General features: G+C 53.1%; 16 protein-coding genes. 8 read left to right on the forward strand and 8 right to left on the reverse strand.

Annotation, left to right across the window (positions count from 1 at the left end; all coding sequences use genetic code 11):
• Position 1: 1 nt before the first annotated feature.
• The 3 genes from G434_RS03555 to cueR are packed head-to-tail and all read left to right on the forward strand — an operon-like array spanning position 2 to position 3,740.
• Complete coding sequence (locus tag G434_RS03555; RefSeq protein ID WP_000739071.1) at positions 2-2,164, forward strand: type I secretion system permease/ATPase; 2,163 nt, start codon at positions 2-4, stop codon at positions 2,162-2,164.
• A complete protein-coding gene (locus tag G434_RS03550; protein WP_001014327.1) occupies positions 2,161-3,336 on the forward strand; it encodes an HlyD family type I secretion periplasmic adaptor subunit in 1,176 nt (391 codons plus the stop codon). Before G434_RS03555 ends, G434_RS03550 begins: the two co-directional genes overlap by 4 nt.
• A complete protein-coding gene (cueR, locus tag G434_RS03545; RefSeq protein ID WP_001026752.1) occupies positions 3,333-3,740 on the forward strand; it encodes a Cu(I)-responsive transcriptional regulator in 408 nt (135 codons plus the stop codon). Before G434_RS03550 ends, cueR begins: the two co-directional genes overlap by 4 nt.
• Before the next feature lie 3 nt (positions 3,741-3,743).
• On the opposite strand, the gene G434_RS03540 is transcribed toward cueR, so the two are convergent.
• From G434_RS03540 to G434_RS30840, 3 genes are read right to left on the reverse strand one after another with little or no spacing between them, the layout of a single operon-like run.
• Entirely contained in the window at positions 3,744-3,947 is a 204-nt protein-coding gene (locus G434_RS03540; protein ID WP_000664216.1) for a hypothetical protein, read from the reverse strand.
• The gene (locus G434_RS03535; RefSeq protein WP_001309306.1) at positions 3,944-4,366 is read right to left on the reverse strand and encodes a hypothetical protein; all 423 of its coding nucleotides are present in this window, start codon (positions 4,364-4,366) and stop codon (positions 3,944-3,946) included. The genes G434_RS03540 and G434_RS03535 overlap by 4 nt, the downstream gene beginning before the upstream one ends.
• Positions 4,367-4,419: 53 nt before the next feature.
• Positions 4,420-5,469, reverse strand: a complete 1,050-nt coding sequence (locus tag G434_RS30840; protein ID WP_032336817.1) for a YadA-like family protein — start codon at positions 5,467-5,469, stop codon at positions 4,420-4,422.
• 1,101 nt (positions 5,470-6,570) lie between these two features.
• Here G434_RS30840 and G434_RS03525 point away from each other — a divergent pair.
• Entirely contained in the window at positions 6,571-6,933 is a 363-nt protein-coding gene (locus tag G434_RS03525) for a hypothetical protein (protein WP_001001643.1), read from the forward strand.
• Between the two features lie 184 nt (positions 6,934-7,117).
• On the opposite strand, the gene G434_RS03520 is transcribed toward G434_RS03525, so the two are convergent.
• Together G434_RS03520 and G434_RS03515 are read right to left on the reverse strand one after the other, a co-directional pair.
• Positions 7,118-7,576 carry an NfeD family protein gene (locus tag G434_RS03520; RefSeq protein WP_000970331.1) on the reverse strand — a complete coding sequence of 153 codons (459 nt, stop codon included), beginning with the start codon at positions 7,574-7,576 and terminating at the stop codon, positions 7,118-7,120.
• Positions 7,573-8,490, reverse strand: a complete 918-nt coding sequence (locus G434_RS03515) for an SPFH domain-containing protein (protein WP_000904502.1) — start codon at positions 8,488-8,490, stop codon at positions 7,573-7,575. Before G434_RS03515 ends, G434_RS03520 begins: the two co-directional genes overlap by 4 nt.
• A gap of 145 nt (positions 8,491-8,635) precedes the next feature.
• Here G434_RS03515 and fetA point away from each other — a divergent pair, with 145 nt between their 5' ends.
• Complete coding sequence (fetA, locus tag G434_RS03510; RefSeq protein ID WP_001157535.1) at positions 8,636-9,313, forward strand: iron efflux ABC transporter ATP-binding subunit FetA; 678 nt, start codon at positions 8,636-8,638, stop codon at positions 9,311-9,313.
• Positions 9,300-10,079, forward strand: coding sequence for an iron efflux ABC transporter permease subunit FetB (gene fetB, locus G434_RS03505; protein ID WP_001295323.1), 780 nt, complete (start codon positions 9,300-9,302; stop codon positions 10,077-10,079). The genes fetA and fetB overlap by 14 nt, the downstream gene beginning before the upstream one ends.
• Before the next feature lie 62 nt (positions 10,080-10,141).
• Here fetB and cnoX read toward each other — a convergent pair whose 3' ends face one another.
• The 3 genes from cnoX to tesA are packed head-to-tail and all read right to left on the reverse strand — an operon-like array spanning position 10,142 to position 12,479.
• Positions 10,142-10,996: a chaperedoxin gene (gene cnoX, locus G434_RS03500; protein ID WP_001295322.1), complete on the reverse strand. Its 855-nt coding sequence runs from the start codon at positions 10,994-10,996 to the stop codon at positions 10,142-10,144.
• A 60-nt stretch (positions 10,997-11,056) separates the two neighbouring features.
• Positions 11,057-11,866 (reverse strand): NADP(+)-dependent aldehyde reductase, encoded by an 810-nt coding sequence (ybbO, locus tag G434_RS03495; protein WP_000148961.1) that lies wholly within the window; start codon positions 11,864-11,866, stop codon positions 11,057-11,059.
• Positions 11,856-12,479 (reverse strand): multifunctional acyl-CoA thioesterase I/protease I/lysophospholipase L1, encoded by a 624-nt coding sequence (tesA, locus tag G434_RS03490; protein ID WP_001314539.1) that lies wholly within the window; start codon positions 12,477-12,479, stop codon positions 11,856-11,858. The genes ybbO and tesA overlap by 11 nt, the downstream gene beginning before the upstream one ends.
• Between tesA and ybbA the strand changes: the two genes are divergently transcribed.
• Positions 12,450-13,136 (forward strand): putative ABC transporter ATP-binding protein YbbA, encoded by a 687-nt coding sequence (ybbA, locus tag G434_RS03485; protein WP_001110573.1) that lies wholly within the window; start codon positions 12,450-12,452, stop codon positions 13,134-13,136. The two genes, tesA and ybbA, sit on opposite strands and share 30 nt — an antisense overlap.
• Entirely contained in the window at positions 13,133-15,547 is a 2,415-nt protein-coding gene (gene ybbP / locus G434_RS03480; protein ID WP_000561883.1) for a putative ABC transporter permease subunit YbbP, read from the forward strand. The genes ybbA and ybbP overlap by 4 nt, the downstream gene beginning before the upstream one ends.
• The last annotated feature ends 217 nt before the right edge of the window (positions 15,548-15,764 follow it).

Consider the following 15,764-nt stretch of genomic DNA (forward strand, 5'->3'; position numbering starts at 1 on the left):
AATGAAAAAAAATGCCCAGTCCGTGGAAGCCTGGCTGGAGGCGATGATCGCCGTGGCGCGTTATTACCGCCTTGATTTTTCTCAGGAGAATGTGCGCGCGACCGTCAACTGGGAGCGCGACAGTAAGCGGGAGGAGTTACTCACCGACATGGCGCGGCAGTTGGGGATGGGGCTTCGGCTGGTGGAGTTCTCCACCGACTCGCTCAACCCGTGGCGGCTGCCGTTGATCGCCGTTTTTGATAATCAACAAATTGGCGTGATCACCCGCCGTGACAATCACGACAATATCAGCATTCAGTTTAGCGGTGACGAAGGGCTGGAAACTACGCTTAACGTCGCGGATGTTGAGGATAAAATCGTTGAACTGGCGCTACTGCGCCCGCTCAGCGCCATCCCTGACGCGCGGGTAGATGACTATATTCGCCCGTATCAGGCGAACTGGTTCTGGAGCCTTTCGCTAAAAGACTGGCGGCGCTACGGCGATATTATGCTGGCCTCGCTGGTGGCGAACGTGCTGGCGCTGGCGGCGATGATTTTCTCGATGCAGGTTTACGACCGGGTGGTTCCGGCGCAATCGTACCCGACGCTATGGGTGCTGTTCGCCGGGGTGATGATGGCGATCCTGTTTGAGTTCTGTATGCGCATGGTGCGCACACATCTTTCGGATGTGATCGGCAAGCGGGCGGATCTGCGCATTTCGGATCGCGTTTTTGGTCACGCATTACGGCTGAAAAATAACGTGCGATCGAAATCCACCGGATCGTTTATCTCGCAGATCCGCGAGCTGGAATCGGTGCGGGAGCTGATTACTTCCACCACCATCGGCGCGGTGGCGGATCTGCCGTTCTTCCTGCTGTTTGTCTTTATTTTATGGATGATCGGCGGCTGGCTGGTGCTGGTGGTTTTGCTGGCGCTGCCGTTATTGGTGATCCCCGGCCTGCTGGTGCAACGCCCGCTGGCGCGGCTGGCGAACGAAGGGATGCGCGAGTCGGCGGTGCGTAACGCTACGCTGGTGGAAGCCGTGCAGTCGATTGAAGATATTAAGCTGCTGCGCGCCGAACAGCGTTTTCAGAATCAGTGGAACCACACCAACGACGTGGCCTCGTCCATCAGCATGAAGCAACGTTTTCTCACCGGGCTACTGCTCACCTGGACCCAGGAAGTGCAGTCCATCGTTTACGTCGTGGTGCTGTTGGTGGGCTGCTTTATGGTAATGAACGGTGACATGACCACCGGCGCGCTGGTCGGGACGACGATCCTGGCTTCGCGCACCATCGCGCCGCTGTCGCAGATATCCGGCGTGCTCTCGCGCTGGCAGCAGGCGAAAGTGGCGCGCAACGGACTTGATGAACTGATGAAGCGCCCGGTGGATCAGCCGGAACACGGCAAACTGGTGCATAAAGCGGTGCTACACGGCAATTATCAGTTCAGCAACGCTATCTTTTATTACGATGAAGAAGAGAAAATTGCCGATGTGGCGATTGGCAAACTCAACATTCAGGCCGGAGAGAAAATCGCCATTCTTGGGCGCAACGGCGCGGGTAAATCAACGCTACTGCAAATGCTCGCCGGAATGCGTATCGCCCAGCAGGGGCAGGTGCTGCTGGATAACATCAGCATCGGTCAGCTTGATCCGGCGGATCTGCGCCGCGACATGGGGCTGCTGAGCCAGACCGGGAGACTCTTTTTCGGTTCGCTGCGGGAAAACCTGACGATGGGGATGCCGGAAGCCAGCGATGAAGATATCGAACGCGCGTTAACCCTCAGCGGGGCGCTGCCGTTTGTGCAGAAGCAGAAAAACGGCCTCAACTACATGATTCAGGAAGGGGGATTTGGCCTCTCTGGTGGTCAGCGGCAAACGCTGCTGCTGGCGCGGCTGCTCATCTCTCAACCCAATATCGTGCTGCTCGATGAACCCAGCGCCTCGCTGGACGAAATGGCGGAAGCGCATTTAATCGAACAACTGAAACAGTGGATTGGCCATCGCACGCTGATTATCGCCACTCACCGCACGGCGATGCTGCAACTGGTGGACCGCATTATCGTGATGGATCAGGGGCGGATTGTGATGGATGGCGCGAAAGAGGCCATTTTGCGTGAACAGAGCGAACCCACGGCGCGACGGGTGGTGTTGCAGGAGAAGAATAAGGGGTCTGCCGCATGAACGGACAACTGCAATACAACCGTGGCCTGACTGAACCCCGCTTGCCGCGTTCGGCGCTGGCGGTACGCGTTACCGCTGTGATGCTGCTCTGTTTTCTCGGCTGGGCGTGGTACTTCCAGCTTGATGAAGTCACCACCGGCAGCGGCACGGTAGAACCCTCCGGGCGCGAACAGGTGGTGCAGTCGCTGGAAGGCGGAATTCTGTATCATCTCGACGTCAAGGTTGGCGATATTGTTGAACAGGGCCAGCCACTGGCGCAGCTTAACCGCACCAAAACGGAATCCGACGTCCAGGAAGCAATGTCGCGGCTGTACGCGGCGCTGGCAACCTCGGCGCGGCTGCGGGCGGAAGTGAGTAATAAACCGCTGGTCTTCCCTGACGAACTGAATAAATTCCCCGAACTTATCGAGTCGGAAACGGCGTTGTACAACACTCGCCGCGATGGGCTGAACAAAGCCACCACCGGGCTGACGCAGGGGATTAGCCTGGTCAACCGCGAACTGGCGATGACCCAGCCGCTGGTAAAACAGGGGGCGGCGAGCAGCGTTGAAGTGCTGCGCCTGCAACGCCAGGCCAATGAACTGGAAAACAAACTCAGCGACGTGCGCACGCAATACTACGTTCAGGCGCGCGAAGAGTTAGCAAAAGCCAATGCGGAAGTGGAAACCCAGCGTTCGGTGATCCGTGGACGGGAAGACTCCCTCACCCGGCTCAACTTTACCGCGCCGGTACGTGGCATTGTTCAGGACATTGACGTCACCACGGTTGGCGGCGTTATTGCCCCCGGTGGTAAACTGATGACCATCGTGCCGCTGGATGAGCAACTGCTGATCGAGGCAAAAATCTCCCCGCGCGATGTGGCGTTTATCCATCCGGGGCAAAAATCGCTGGTGAAAATAACCGCCTACGATTACTCCATCTACGGCGGCCTGCCGGGAGAAGTGGCGGTGATATCACCAGACACCGTGCAGGATGAAGTACGGCGCGATGTTTATTACTATCGGGTGTACATTCGCACTTTCAGCAACCATCTGGAAAATAAAAGCAAACAGCAGTTTCCGATATTCCCCGGTATGGTGGCGACGGTCGATATCCGCACCGGCAAAAAAAGCGTGCTGGATTATCTGTTGAAACCCTTTAACAAAGCACAGGAGGCGTTGCGCGAACGATGAACATTAGCGATGTAGCAAAAATTACCGGCCTGACCAGCAAAGCCATTCGCTTCTATGAAGAGAAGGGGCTGGTGACGCCGCCGATGCGCAGCGAAAATGGTTATCGAACCTACACGCAGCAGCATCTCAACGAACTGACCTTACTGCGCCAGGCGCGCCAGGTGGGCTTTAACCTGGAAGAGAGCGGCGAACTGGTGAATCTGTTTAACGATCCGCAGCGTCACAGTGCCGACGTCAAACGTCGCACCCTGGAGAAAGTGGCGGAGATCGAGCGACATATCGAAGAACTGCAATCCATGCGCAACCAGCTGTTGGCGCTGGCGAATGCCTGCCCTGGCGATGACAGCGCCGACTGCCCGATTATCGAAAATCTCTCCGGCTGCTGTCATCATCGGGCGGGGTGAAAATCAGTTAATCCCCGTTTGCACCGAAAGAATATGCTGCAAACTTTCTACCATAATGCGCCCCGACTGAAATAAGCCTTCCTGGATTTCGTTGTTAACATTCACAGCGTGAACCAGGGAGGCTAATAACACCACTTGCAAGAAGGCAAAAATAAACGCACCGATAATCATAATATGCGTCAGGGGGATTTTCCTTTGCTCTTTCATTTTAAATAACCCACAAACTGACCTTCCTTCATTAAGGCGACTTTTCCCGTGTGGTGATAAACAATGACGTTATAAAGACCTGACTGATAAACAGTGGCATCTTTATTGTCTTCATCAATTGCACATAATGAATCATTGAGATAAGCAAAGTTCTTACTGCTCATTCTAAAGGTCATGCCAAATCCTTTATAAATAGATTTTTTAGCGGCCTGGGCATGTTGTGCGGCTTCTGCATTTTTAAATGCCTGCGCTTCTGATGCACTTAAAATAGCCGCCTGACGCTGTTGTTCTGCGAGATAACAGGTGTCATGGCTGACGCCCTGCGCCTGGCAATCTGCGATGCGGGAAGTGGGTGAACTACAGCCAGCCAGTAATATAACCGCCAGCAGGGAAAACGATTTAATGGAGCTATTCATCATTGTTAACCTTAAATAATGTACGGAAAATTGCGAATAAGAAATTGCTGTTAAAATTAGAACGAATATCCCACGCCGACACCCGCACCGAAATCAGATTGTGTATCCGCAGAAATACCTGCTTTAAGTACCGTATGCGTTCCGGCATTAAAAGATGTTCCTACAGACACCGCAGATTCACCGTTGTACGTTCCCGCTCCCGCTGACACCATCATCAAGTCACCGGTTTTCACCTGTGGTTGTGAGGCGATAGCGATGGCAGATGCAGTTCCCGCATTGGCTTCTTTACGATTGTCCTCAACTTCGTTTTTCAGAGAATCGAAATGGTTATTGAGCGTAGTAATCTGCTGGCTATTATCCGCTACTCGTTTTTGCGTGTTGCTTAACTGCTGATGCGTTTGGGTTACGTCTTGTGTCAGGCTGTCAATTTGTTCATGCGTTTGTGTTGAGTCTTGCGCCAGACGCTGAATTTGTTCCCCGTACTGCACACTATCGATATGCTGTTGCGTTGCCTGGTTAGTCGCCAGAGTATCTATTTTTTGTTTTTGTTCTGCTGCAGTACGCGCATTCGCATCATTTTGTGCTCTCAGTCCGGCGTTAACCATCTCTTGATAATGTGCGTTGGTCTGGGCATCGCCAAGTGCGGAAACCGTTTTTTGCGTCGCGTCGATTTGTTTCTGCTGATCGTCCATTTGTTGCTGCTGGGTGTCAGCTTGTGCCTGTTGCGCATTGGCAGCGGCTGTCTGTCTGGCGTCAATCATGCTCTGATATCGGGCGGCAGTCTGCACATCCCCGGTGGCGGCAACGGTTTTCCGGGTTTCGTCGAGTTGTTGCTGCTGGTCAGCAATATCGCTGCGGTTCTGTTCGATATTATTTTTGTTTTCTGTCACAGCACCGGAAAGTTTGACGCCGTTCATCAGAGCGGTGTTGGCGTTAGCGTTGGCATGGTCAGCCGTTGACTGGGCATGTGCGACATCGCCTTTTATGTTGGTGACGTCTGACTGCACTGCGGAGACATCATTACGGGTGTCGGCGATGGCGGCTTTATTGGCATCAATATCCGTCTGCGCCACCATAATGGCGTGCTGCGCGTCATCAGCTTTCATTGAAGCCCAGTTGGCGGCATGTTGTGCGTCCTGAATGGCGGTATCCTGCCCGTTGTCGCGGACGATCTGTTTTTGCTCGTTTGATGCCAACAGTTTCTGCTGGTCGGCAATATCGCTGCGGTTCTGTTCGATGTTGTTTTTGTTTTCTGTCACAGCACCGGAAAGTTTGACGCCGTTCATCAGAGCGGTGTTGGCGTTAGCGTTGGCATGGTCAGCCGTTGACTGGGCATGTGCGACATCGCCTTTTATGTTGGTGACGTCTGACTGCACTGCGGAGACATCATTACGGGTGTCGGTGATGGCGGCTTTGTTGGCATCAATATCCGTCTGCGCCACCGTGATGGCGTGCTGCGCGTCATCAGCTTTCAGTGAAGCCCAGTTGGCGGCATGTTGTGCGTCCTGAATGGCGGTATCCTGCCCGTTGTCGCGGTCGGTCTGCGCTTGATTGGTTATCGGGTTCAGCGTATTGGCGGGCTGTACGGGAGAGGCAGCTGTATTTTCCTGAGGTGTCGTTGTCCGGTAATCATGCGCAATCAGATAATTTTGTGCGGCTGCACTATTCCCTGTCCTTTCTAAAAATCGACCAATTTTCTGATCAATTTCCGATTGCGACATTCCTGGCTGGATTGCCGTTAATTCTGTCGTTGCCGCCTCAACAGTATCACCCGCAAACGCAGATGGACTTACCGCGGTAGCAACAACGACAGCCAGTAAAGACAGCTTTACAGTTTTCATGCATTTTTTCTCTTTCAAAGTAAGTCACATATTTGTTTCTATAAGCAACGTAAAACGTTGTTATAAGAATTAATCTGCGTTGCAATTTGATCGAAATCTACGCCGCCATTTGTGTGATGTAAAGCGCATTTTTGTCTGGTGTAAGCGTAAACATCACCAATAAGAAACAAAAAATGTTTCTTATATAAATAAAATCGAAAATCATTTTGTGCTCTTTCAATGTAAAAAAGAGTAAAGACTTGTTTTGATAAGCGAAATAAATTCTGTTTCTGGACTAAACGTGAAGCGGTTCCTGATGTGTGCTAAAATGCGTTTCTTTGATAAATCTCAATTTTTAAGAGGTTTACGCCAGGCAGGAAAATTTAAATGAATGAATTTGAGAAGATTTTTAATGAAATGAATCTGGACCGGGCATTGCTACCGATCCTTTTTCGTTCGAACCGGTCAACAGTGTGGAAATATTTAAGTGGCGATAGTACGGCTCCTGCCTCAGCTATGTCACTGATTATGCTGTTGCAGTTAATCCAGAAACGAAACCCCGATCTGTTAGCCGAATGGTTAACGCTTTCTGATTTCACCATTCCGCCAGAAGTTTACCTGGACCAGCCTGATTACTGGAAAGGGTGGGTGTATACGCAACACAAGGTCAATAAAAACGTCCTGGAATATCTAAAAAAACATTATCCGGATGAAGACCAAAAAAACATGAATAAAGGTAGTGACGAGTAATTTGCCAATGCCAGTTAATATAGCGGAGGCGGCCTACGATTCGGGCGCAGACTTCCAGGCATGATAAGACGCGCCCGCGCCGCATCAGGCATCAGCGCATAACCGCCGGATGCGGCGTAAACGCCTTATCCGGCCTACAATTCGGGCATATTTTGTAGGCATGAAAAGACGCGTCAGCGTCGCATCAGGCGATGACCGCACGGATGATCAGCGTTATCCCTTCTATCGCAATGACTTCAACATGCGTACCTGCACCGAGATCCTCGCTGGCGCTGACAGGCCATGAACTGTCACCGACGCGCATATGACCTCGCCCGTTGACCAGCGGAGATTCCAGCACAAAACGTCGGCCAATAAGCTGCTGCCCGCGCTGGTTTAAATGACTGTCGCTGTGCTTTTGTTCGCGCACCCGCCGCGACAACCATTTCCACCACAGCCAGGCGGCGAGCAGCGTCAGGACGGCAAACATCACCCCTTGCCACTCCCAACCCAGCGGCACCAGCCAGACCACCAGACCGGTAATCACCGCTGCCACGCCGCTCCACAACAAATAACCATTTCCGCCCAGCATCTCGGCTGCCAGCAGCAACCCGCCGAGACTGAGCCAGAAAATATGTGGATGAACGACCATTAACTCCATCATGGCTGAGTCCGTTTGTTGGCGCTGTCTTTCACCAGCTCGGCAATCCCGGCAATCGACCCCATCAGGCTGCTGGCCTCTAATGGCATCATCACTACTTTGCTGTTACTGGAGGAACCGATCTGCTGTAACGCTTCGGTGTATTTCTGCGCTACGAAGTAGTTCACCGCCTGAATATCACCGGAGGCGATGGCTTCAGACACCATTTTGGTGGCGCGGGCTTCTGCTTCAGCGGAACGTTCACGAGCTTCAGCCTGTAAAAACGCCGACTGACGTTCGCCTTCCGCTTTCAGGATTTGCGACTGTTTTTCACCTTCGGCTTTGAGGATTTCCGCCTGACGGATCCCTTCCGCTTCGAGGATGTAAGCGCGTTTGGTACGTTCCGCTTTCATCTGCGCGTTCATTGAAGAGATAAGCTCTGCCGGTGGGCGCACGTCGCGAATTTCAATACGGGTGACTTTAATCCCCCACGGGTTGGTGGCTTCATCGACAATACGCAGCAGGCGTGAGTTGATGCTGTCGCGCTGAGAGAGCATTTCGTCAAGTTCCATTGAACCCAACACGGTACGGATGTTAGTCATGGTCAGGTTGATGATCGCCAGCTCCAGATTGCTGACTTCATAGGCAGCGCGTGGCGCGTCAATCACCTGAATAAAGCACACGGCGTCGATGGTAACGTTGGCGTTATCTTTCGAGATAACTTCCTGGGAAGGGATATCGAGCACTTGCTCCATCATATTGATCTTGCGACCAATGCGATCCATAAACGGCACCACCAGACTGAGCCCCGGCTGTAACGTTTTGGTATAGCGACCAAAACGTTCTACTGTCCACTGATAGCCCTGCGGCACGATTTTGACGCCCGCGCCGACAATGACCAGCGCGACAAAAATGAGAATCGGGATAAAGATAAGCATCGGAAAAACCTCCTGTTGTACCGTCCATAATCAGCAAAATTGCTGCTTGATTAAACAAATTATACCTGATTACTGAAAGAGAGTTCCCCCTTATTCCTGCGAAGGATAAACTGTTTTTAGTAAAAATCAGAAAAAGGGAACAGCGATGCAGGAAAATAGTCCTTTGCTTCAGCTACAAAACGTAGGATATCTGGCGGGTGATGCGAAGATTCTTAATAACATCAATTTTTCGCTGCGTGCTGGCGAATTTAAGTTAATTACCGGTCCTTCTGGTTGTGGCAAAAGTACGCTGCTAAAAATAGTTGCTTCATTGATCAGCCCAACCAGCGGAACGTTACTGTTTGAAGGTGAGGATGTCAGCACACTAAAGCCAGAAATCTACCGCCAGCAAGTGTCTTACTGCGCCCAGACGCCGACGCTGTTTGGCGATACGGTATACGATAATCTGATCTTTCCCTGGCAGATCCGTAACCAGCAGCCTGACCCGGCCATTTTTCTCGATTTTCTTGAACGTTTCGCTTTGCCGGACAGCATTTTGACGAAGAATATCGCCGAGCTATCTGGTGGTGAAAAACAACGCATCTCATTGATTCGTAACCTGCAATTTATGCCGAAGGTTTTATTGCTGGATGAAATCACCAGTGCGCTGGATGAAAGTAATAAACATAACGTTAATGAGATGATCCATCGCTATGTGCGCGAGCAAAATATTGCCGTGCTGTGGGTGACACACGATAAAGACGAAATTAATCATGCGGATAAAGTGATTACACTGCAACCGCATGCCGGAGAAATGCAGGAAGCACGCTATGAACTCGCATAATATTACTAACGAATCATTGGCACTGGCATTAATGCTGGTGGTGGTGGCAATCTTAATTAGCCATAAAGAAAAACTGGCGCTGGAGAAAGATATTCTCTGGAGCGTCGGGCGCGCGATAATTCAGCTGATTATTGTCGGCTATGTGCTGAAGTATATTTTCAGCGTGGATGATGCCAGCCTGACATTATTGATGGTGTTATTTATCTGCTTTAATGCGGCGTGGAACGCGCAAAAACGCAGTAAATATATTGCTAAAGCTTTTATCTCATCGTTTATTGCCATTACGGTCGGGGCGGGAATTACCCTGGCGGTGCTGATTCTCTCAGGGTCGATTGAATTTATCCCGATGCAGGTGATCCCTATCGCCGGGATGATAGCCGGTAACGCCATGGTAGCGGTGGGGTTGTGTTACAACAATTTAGGGCAACGGGTGATTAGCGAACAGCAACAGATTCAGGAGAAACTGAGTCTTGGCGCGACGCCGAAACAGGCTTCAGCGATATTGATTCGCGACAGTATTCGCGCTGCTTTAATTCCGACGGTCGATTCAGCAAAAACGGTAGGCTTAGTGAGTTTACCAGGAATGATGTCCGGGCTGATATTTGCCGGGATTGATCCGGTGAAGGCGATTAAATATCAGATTATGGTGACCTTTATGCTGCTCTCAACCGCCAGCCTGTCGACCATTATTGCCTGCTATTTAACCTATCGTAAGTTTTACAATTCGCGCCACCAGTTGGTGGTGACGCAATTGAAGAAGAAATGATGCAATGCCGGATGCGCAGCATCGCATCCGGCGTTGTGGTTCATGTGCCGATCAACGGAAACTCAATACAACAACGCATATAACTGGCGGCGATACTTCGACGCCAGCGCATCACCCGTACCCAGCGCAGCGAGGATCTCCTGGAACGTTTTACGCGTCTGACCGTCTGCGGCGGTGAGATCTTTACGCAGATGCCCGAACAGCAACTCCAGCGCCTCTTCATTGCGCCCAACCTGATGCAGTTGCAGCGCCAGTTGCGTCGCCAGTGCGGCATCTTCTGGATTTTCCGCCACCTGCTGTTGCAACTGTTGAATTTCCGGCGTATCAGCCGCCTGCTTCAGCAGTTCGATTTGCGCCACCAGCCCCTGGTAGCGGGTGTCCTGATCCTGTAACGGAATGGTTTTCAGCACGGCTTCAGCATCTTCAGAACGGTTCAGCGCAATCAGCGTTTCTGCCAGCAGCAGGCCGATCTCCCCGTTCTGATTCGACAACTGCCAGGCGTCTTTCAGCAATGGCAGGGCGTCGGTGTAATTGCCTTCTTGCATCAGTTGCATCGCCTGCTGTGCTTTCAGTTCTTCTTCGCGCGGCAGCACTTTATCCAGCAGGGCGCGGATCGCCTCTTCCGGTTGCGGCCCCTGGAAGCCGTCTACCGGTTGCCCGTTCTGGAACAGATACACGGTCGGAATCGCGCGCAGACCAAACTGGGCGGCAATCATCTGCTCCGCGTCGCAGTCCAGCTTCGCCAGAATAAATTGCCCGTTGTACTGCGCCGCGAGGCTTTCCAGAATTGGGGTTAACTGCAAACAGTGCTGGCTACGTTCAGACCAAAAATAGAACAGCACCGGAGTGGTCATCGACTGTTCAAGAACCTGTTGCAGGTTAGATTCGTTAATGTTGACAATATTTTCTACGGACATGGAGTCGCTCTCTGTTGTCGATATTTTCTTTGACATGGGGGCTTAAGCGCGCGCTTCAACTCACCCCTGCAATATTTTGTCCATCACGCGCCCCGGCAGCAGGCGCTTAAGCACCATTACTGCCCAGGTCACCAGCGTTACCGGATAGCGCATCTTCGGTTTCTCGCTAATAAAAGCATGGCGTACTTTGTCGACCACCGCTTCCGGTCCCAACGTAAAGCGGGCGGCGATGCCAGGATTTTCGACTGGTTTATCACTTTGCGTCTGGTTGACGTTGTCGGTGAAGCGAGTACGAATGGGACCGGGTTCGATCAGGCTAACTTTAACTCCGCTGTGGCGCAGCTCCATGCGCAGCGCATCCGACCACGCCTCCAGCGCATATTTACTGGCTGCGTAAGCGCCGCGACCCGGCGTGGAGATTAATCCCATCACCGATGAGGTCATCACAATACGCCCTTCACCGTGCGGTAACATCGCGGGTAACAGGCGCATGGTGAGCTGGTGAGCGCCGAAAAAGTTGGCAGAAAACTGCTGTTCCATCTGCGCACGGCTGATGGTGGAAAGGGGGCCATACATGCCGAATCCGGCATTGTTAAAGATCCCATACAGACAATTATCGGTCAGGGCGATCACTTCGTCGGCTGCGCGATCAACACTTTCTGGTGAATCCAGATCGATCAACACGCCGGTAAATCCCATGCTGTTCATGCGCTCAACATCATCCGGTTTCCGGCAACCTGCCAGCACATGAAAACCCTGGCGTTTTAATTCGAGCGCGCTTTCCAGGCCAATTCCACTGGAACATCCGGTAATTAAGACCGATTTTTGCATAACTTTACCTGTCAGGATCTCCGTTGCTTTATGAGTCATGATTTACTAAAGGCTGCAACTGCTTCGCCATCCAGTCGGCAATAAACGGCTGGGCGTCGCGGTTGGGATGAATACCGTCATCCTGCATCCATTGTGGCTTGAGGTAGACCTCTTCCATAAAAAAGGGCAGCAGCGGAACATCAAACTCTTTGGCGAGTTTGGGGTAAATGGCGCTAAAGGCTTCATTATAACGGCGACCATAGTTTGCAGGCAGACGTATTTGCATTAACAATGGTTCAGCGTTGGCGGCTTTGACATCCTGCAAAATCTGGCGCAGCGTCTGCTCGGTTTGTTGTGGCTGAAAACCACGCAAACCGTCATTGCCGCCCAGTTCTACCAGCACCCAGCGCGGCTGATGCTGTTTCAGCAGAGCCGGAAGGCGCGCCAGCCCTTGTTGCGAGGTGTCGCCGCTGATGCTGGCATTGACTACCGACGTTTTATTCTGCCACTTATCATTCAACAAGGCAGGCCAGGCCGCGCTGGCAGACATTCGATACCCGGCGCTCAGGCTATCACCCAGAATCAATAACGTGTCCGCTGCGGCGGCACGGAAGGTTAACAGGACCAGGAACAGGAAGGGCAAATGCCAGCGGAAAACATTGTTGAAGTTCATCATCTTAAGAAGTCCGTCGGTCAGGGGGAGCATGAACTCTCCATCCTCACCGGAGTTGAGCTGGTTGTCAAACGTGGCGAGACCATCGCACTGGTGGGCGAGTCGGGATCGGGTAAGTCAACCTTGCTGGCGATCCTCGCCGGGCTGGATGACGGCAGCAGTGGCGAAGTGAGTCTGGTGGGACAACCGCTACATAATATGGACGAAGAAGCGCGGGCAAAGTTGCGCGCGAAGCACGTCGGCTTTGTTTTTCAGTCATTTATGTTAATTCCTACCCTTAACGCGCTGGAAAACGTCGAGCTTCCGGCGCTGCTGCGCGGTGAGAGTAGCGCGGAAAGTCGTAACGGAGCGAAAGCGTTGCTCGAACAGTTAGGGCTGGGTAAACGTCTGGATCATCTTCCGGCACAGCTTTCCGGCGGTGAACAGCAACGAGTGGCGCTGGCACGAGCCTTTAACGGTCGACCTGATGTGCTGTTTGCCGACGAACCCACCGGCAACCTTGACCGCCAGACCGGCGATAAAATTGCCGACCTGCTGTTTTCCCTCAACCGTGAACATGGCACCACGTTGATTATGGTGACCCACGACCTGCAACTGGCGGCACGCTGCGACCGCTGCTTACGGCTGGTGAACGGGCAGTTGCAGGAGGAAGCATGATTGCACGTTGGTTCTGGCGCGAATGGCGTTCGCCGTCGCTATTAATTGTCTGGCTGGCGCTAAGCCTGGCGGTGGCCTGCGTGCTGGCGCTGGGCAATATCAGCGATCGCATGGAGAAGGGCTTAAGCCAACAAAGCCGGGAGTTTATGGCGGGCGATCGGGCGTTGCGCAGTTCGCGCGAAGTGCCGCAAGCATGGCTGGAGGAAGCGCAAAAGCGCGGCCTGAAAGTCGGCAAGCAGCTGACTTTCGCCACCATGACATTTGCAGGCGACACACCGCAGCTGGCGAACGTTAAAGCGGTGGATGATATCTACCCGATGTATGGCGATCTGCAAACCAATCCCCCTGGCCTGAAACCGCAGGCGGGCAGCGTATTGCTGGCCCCACGCCTGATGGCACTGCTTAACCTAAAAACGGGCGACACCATTGACGTGGGCGATGCCACCTTGCGGATTGCCGGAGAAGTGATTCAGGAACCGGATTCCGGTTTTAACCCCTTCCAGATGGCTCCGCGTCTGATGATGAATCTGGCGGATGTCGATAAAACCGGAGCCGTGCAGCCGGGGAGTCGGGTCACCTGGCGCTATAAATTCGGCGGCAACGAGAACCAGCTCGACAGCTATGAGAAATGGTTGTTACCTCAGCTTAAACCCGAACAACGCTGGTACGGTCTGGAACAGGACGAAGGCGCGCTGGGGCGCTCGATGGAACGCTCGCAACAGTTCCTGCTGCTTTCGGCGCTTCTGACCTTGCTGCTGGCAGTGGCAGCGGTGGCGGTGGCGATGAATCATTACTGTCGCAGTCGCTACGATCTTGTGGCGATCCTCAAAACGCTGGGGGCAGGGCGAGCGCAACTGCGTAAGCTAATCGTCGGTCAGTGGTTGATGGTGCTGACGCTTTCAGCCGTTACCGGCGGGGCGATAGGCCTGTTGTTCGAAAACGTGTTGATGGTGCTGCTCAAGCCCGTTTTGCCTGCTGCACTACCGCCAGCCAGCCTCTGGCCGTGGTTGTGGGCGCTGGGCACCATGACGGTCATCTCGCTGCTGGTGGGGCTACGACCGTACCGCTTGTTGCTGGCAACCCAGCCTTTACGCGTATTGCGTAATGATGTGGTCGCGAACGTCTGGCCGCTCAAGTTTTATCTGCCGATTGTCAGTGTGGTGGTTGTGCTGCTGCTCGCCGGATTAATGGGCGGCAGTATGCTGCTCTGGGCGGTGCTGGCGGGCGCGGTAGTACTGGCTTTGCTGTGCGGTGTGCTGGGCTGGATGCTGCTGAATGTACTTCGCCGCATGACGCTGAAATCGCTACCTCTGCGCCTGGCGGTTAGCCGCCTGTTACGTCAGCCGTGGTCAACGTTAAGCCAGCTTTCGGCATTTTCGCTCTCCTTTATGCTGCTGGCGCTGTTGCTGGTATTGCGTGGCGATCTGCTCGACCGCTGGCAACAGCAGCTACCGCCAGAAAGCCCGAACTACTTTTTAATCAACATCGCCACAGAACAGGTAGAACCGCTAAAAGCGTTCCTCGCGGAACATCAGATAGTCCCGGAATCATTTTATCCGGTGGTGCGGGCGCGACTGACGGCGATTAACGACAAGCCGACAGAAGGCAATGAAGATGAGGCGCTTAACCGCGAACTCAATCTTACCTGGCAAAATACGCGGCCCGATCATAATCCGATTGTCGCCGGTAACTGGCCGCCAAAAGCCGATGAAGTGTCAATGGAAGAGGGGCTGGCGAAACGCTTAAACGTTGCCCTCGGCGATACCGTGACTTTTATGGGCGATACCCAGGAGTTCCGCGCTAAAGTGACCAGCCTGCGCAAAGTGGACTGGGAAAGTCTGCGGCCTAATTTCTATTTTATTTTCCCTGAAGGGGCATTAGACGGACAACCGCAGAGTTGGCTTACCAGTTTCCGCTGGGAGAATGGCAACGGCATGTTGACGCAACTCAACCGCCAGTTCCCTACCATTAGCCTGTTAGACATTGGCGCGATTTTAAAACAGGTCGGTCAGGTGCTGGAGCAGGTAAGTCGGGCGCTGGAAGTGATGGTGGTGCTGGTCACCGCCTGCGGTATGTTGCTGTTGCTGGCACAGGTGCAGGTGGGAATGCGTCAGCGTCATCAGGAGCTGGTGGTGTGGCGCACACTCGGTGCGGGCAAAAAACTGCTGCGCACGACATTGTGGTGTGAGTTCGCCATGCTCGGGTTTGTATCCGGCCTGGTGGCCGCAATTGGTGCGGAAACGGCACTGGCGGTACTGCAATCGAAAGTGTTTGATTTCCCGTGGGAGCCAGACTGGCGATTGTGGATTGTTCTGCCGTGCAGCGGTGCGCTGCTGCTGTCGCTTTGCGGCGGCTGGCTGGGTGCGCGACTGGTTAAGGGTAAGGCGCTATTCAGGCAGTTTGTGGGATGATGACAGGCGTTAGATTGCCTGATGCGCTACGCTTATCAGGCCTACGAGGATCGTGCAATATATTGATTTTGCAAGATTGTGTAGGCCGGATAAGGCGTTTACGCCGCATCTGGCATGAACAGTGTGCATTTTGGCAATAAATATGAAACCAACTGTCATGTCGGTTTTTTTAAAGGCCGAAGGTGGTAAACCTTCGGCCTTAGCTACGTTTCCTCAG

This window comes from Escherichia sp. KTE172 (assembly GCF_000408845.1).
GTDB lineage: Bacteria > Pseudomonadota > Gammaproteobacteria > Enterobacterales > Enterobacteriaceae > Escherichia > Escherichia coli.

Coding starts and splice junctions, on each gene's coding strand:
- fetB (WP_001295323.1), top strand. CDS start 9,300: ATGAACTCGCATAATATTACTAACGAATCATTGGCACTGGCATTAATG.
- ybbP (WP_000561883.1), top strand. CDS start 13,133: ATGATTGCACGTTGGTTCTGGCGCGAATGGCGTTCGCCGTCGCTATTA.
- cnoX (WP_001295322.1), bottom strand. CDS start 10,996: ATGTCCGTAGAAAATATTGTCAACATTAACGAATCTAACCTGCAACAG.
- G434_RS03540 (WP_000664216.1), bottom strand. CDS start 3,947: ATGAAAGAGCAAAGGAAAATCCCCCTGACGCATATTATGATTATCGGT.
- G434_RS30840 (WP_032336817.1), bottom strand. CDS start 5,469: ATGAAAGCTGATGACGCGCAGCACGCCATTATGGTGGCGCAGACGGAT.
- G434_RS03525 (WP_001001643.1), top strand. CDS start 6,571: ATGAATGAATTTGAGAAGATTTTTAATGAAATGAATCTGGACCGGGCA.
- ybbA (WP_001110573.1), top strand. CDS start 12,450: ATGCCAGCGGAAAACATTGTTGAAGTTCATCATCTTAAGAAGTCCGTC.
- ybbO (WP_000148961.1), bottom strand. CDS start 11,866: ATGACTCATAAAGCAACGGAGATCCTGACAGGTAAAGTTATGCAAAAA.
- G434_RS03555 (WP_000739071.1), top strand. CDS start 2: ATGAAAAAAAATGCCCAGTCCGTGGAAGCCTGGCTGGAGGCGATGATC.
- G434_RS03520 (WP_000970331.1), bottom strand. CDS start 7,576: ATGATGGAGTTAATGGTCGTTCATCCACATATTTTCTGGCTCAGTCTC.
- G434_RS03535 (WP_001309306.1), bottom strand. CDS start 4,366: ATGATGAATAGCTCCATTAAATCGTTTTCCCTGCTGGCGGTTATATTA.
- G434_RS03515 (WP_000904502.1), bottom strand. CDS start 8,490: ATGCTTATCTTTATCCCGATTCTCATTTTTGTCGCGCTGGTCATTGTC.
- tesA (WP_001314539.1), bottom strand. CDS start 12,479: ATGAACTTCAACAATGTTTTCCGCTGGCATTTGCCCTTCCTGTTCCTG.
- cueR (WP_001026752.1), top strand. CDS start 3,333: ATGAACATTAGCGATGTAGCAAAAATTACCGGCCTGACCAGCAAAGCC.
- fetA (WP_001157535.1), top strand. CDS start 8,636: ATGCAGGAAAATAGTCCTTTGCTTCAGCTACAAAACGTAGGATATCTG.
- G434_RS03550 (WP_001014327.1), top strand. CDS start 2,161: ATGAACGGACAACTGCAATACAACCGTGGCCTGACTGAACCCCGCTTG.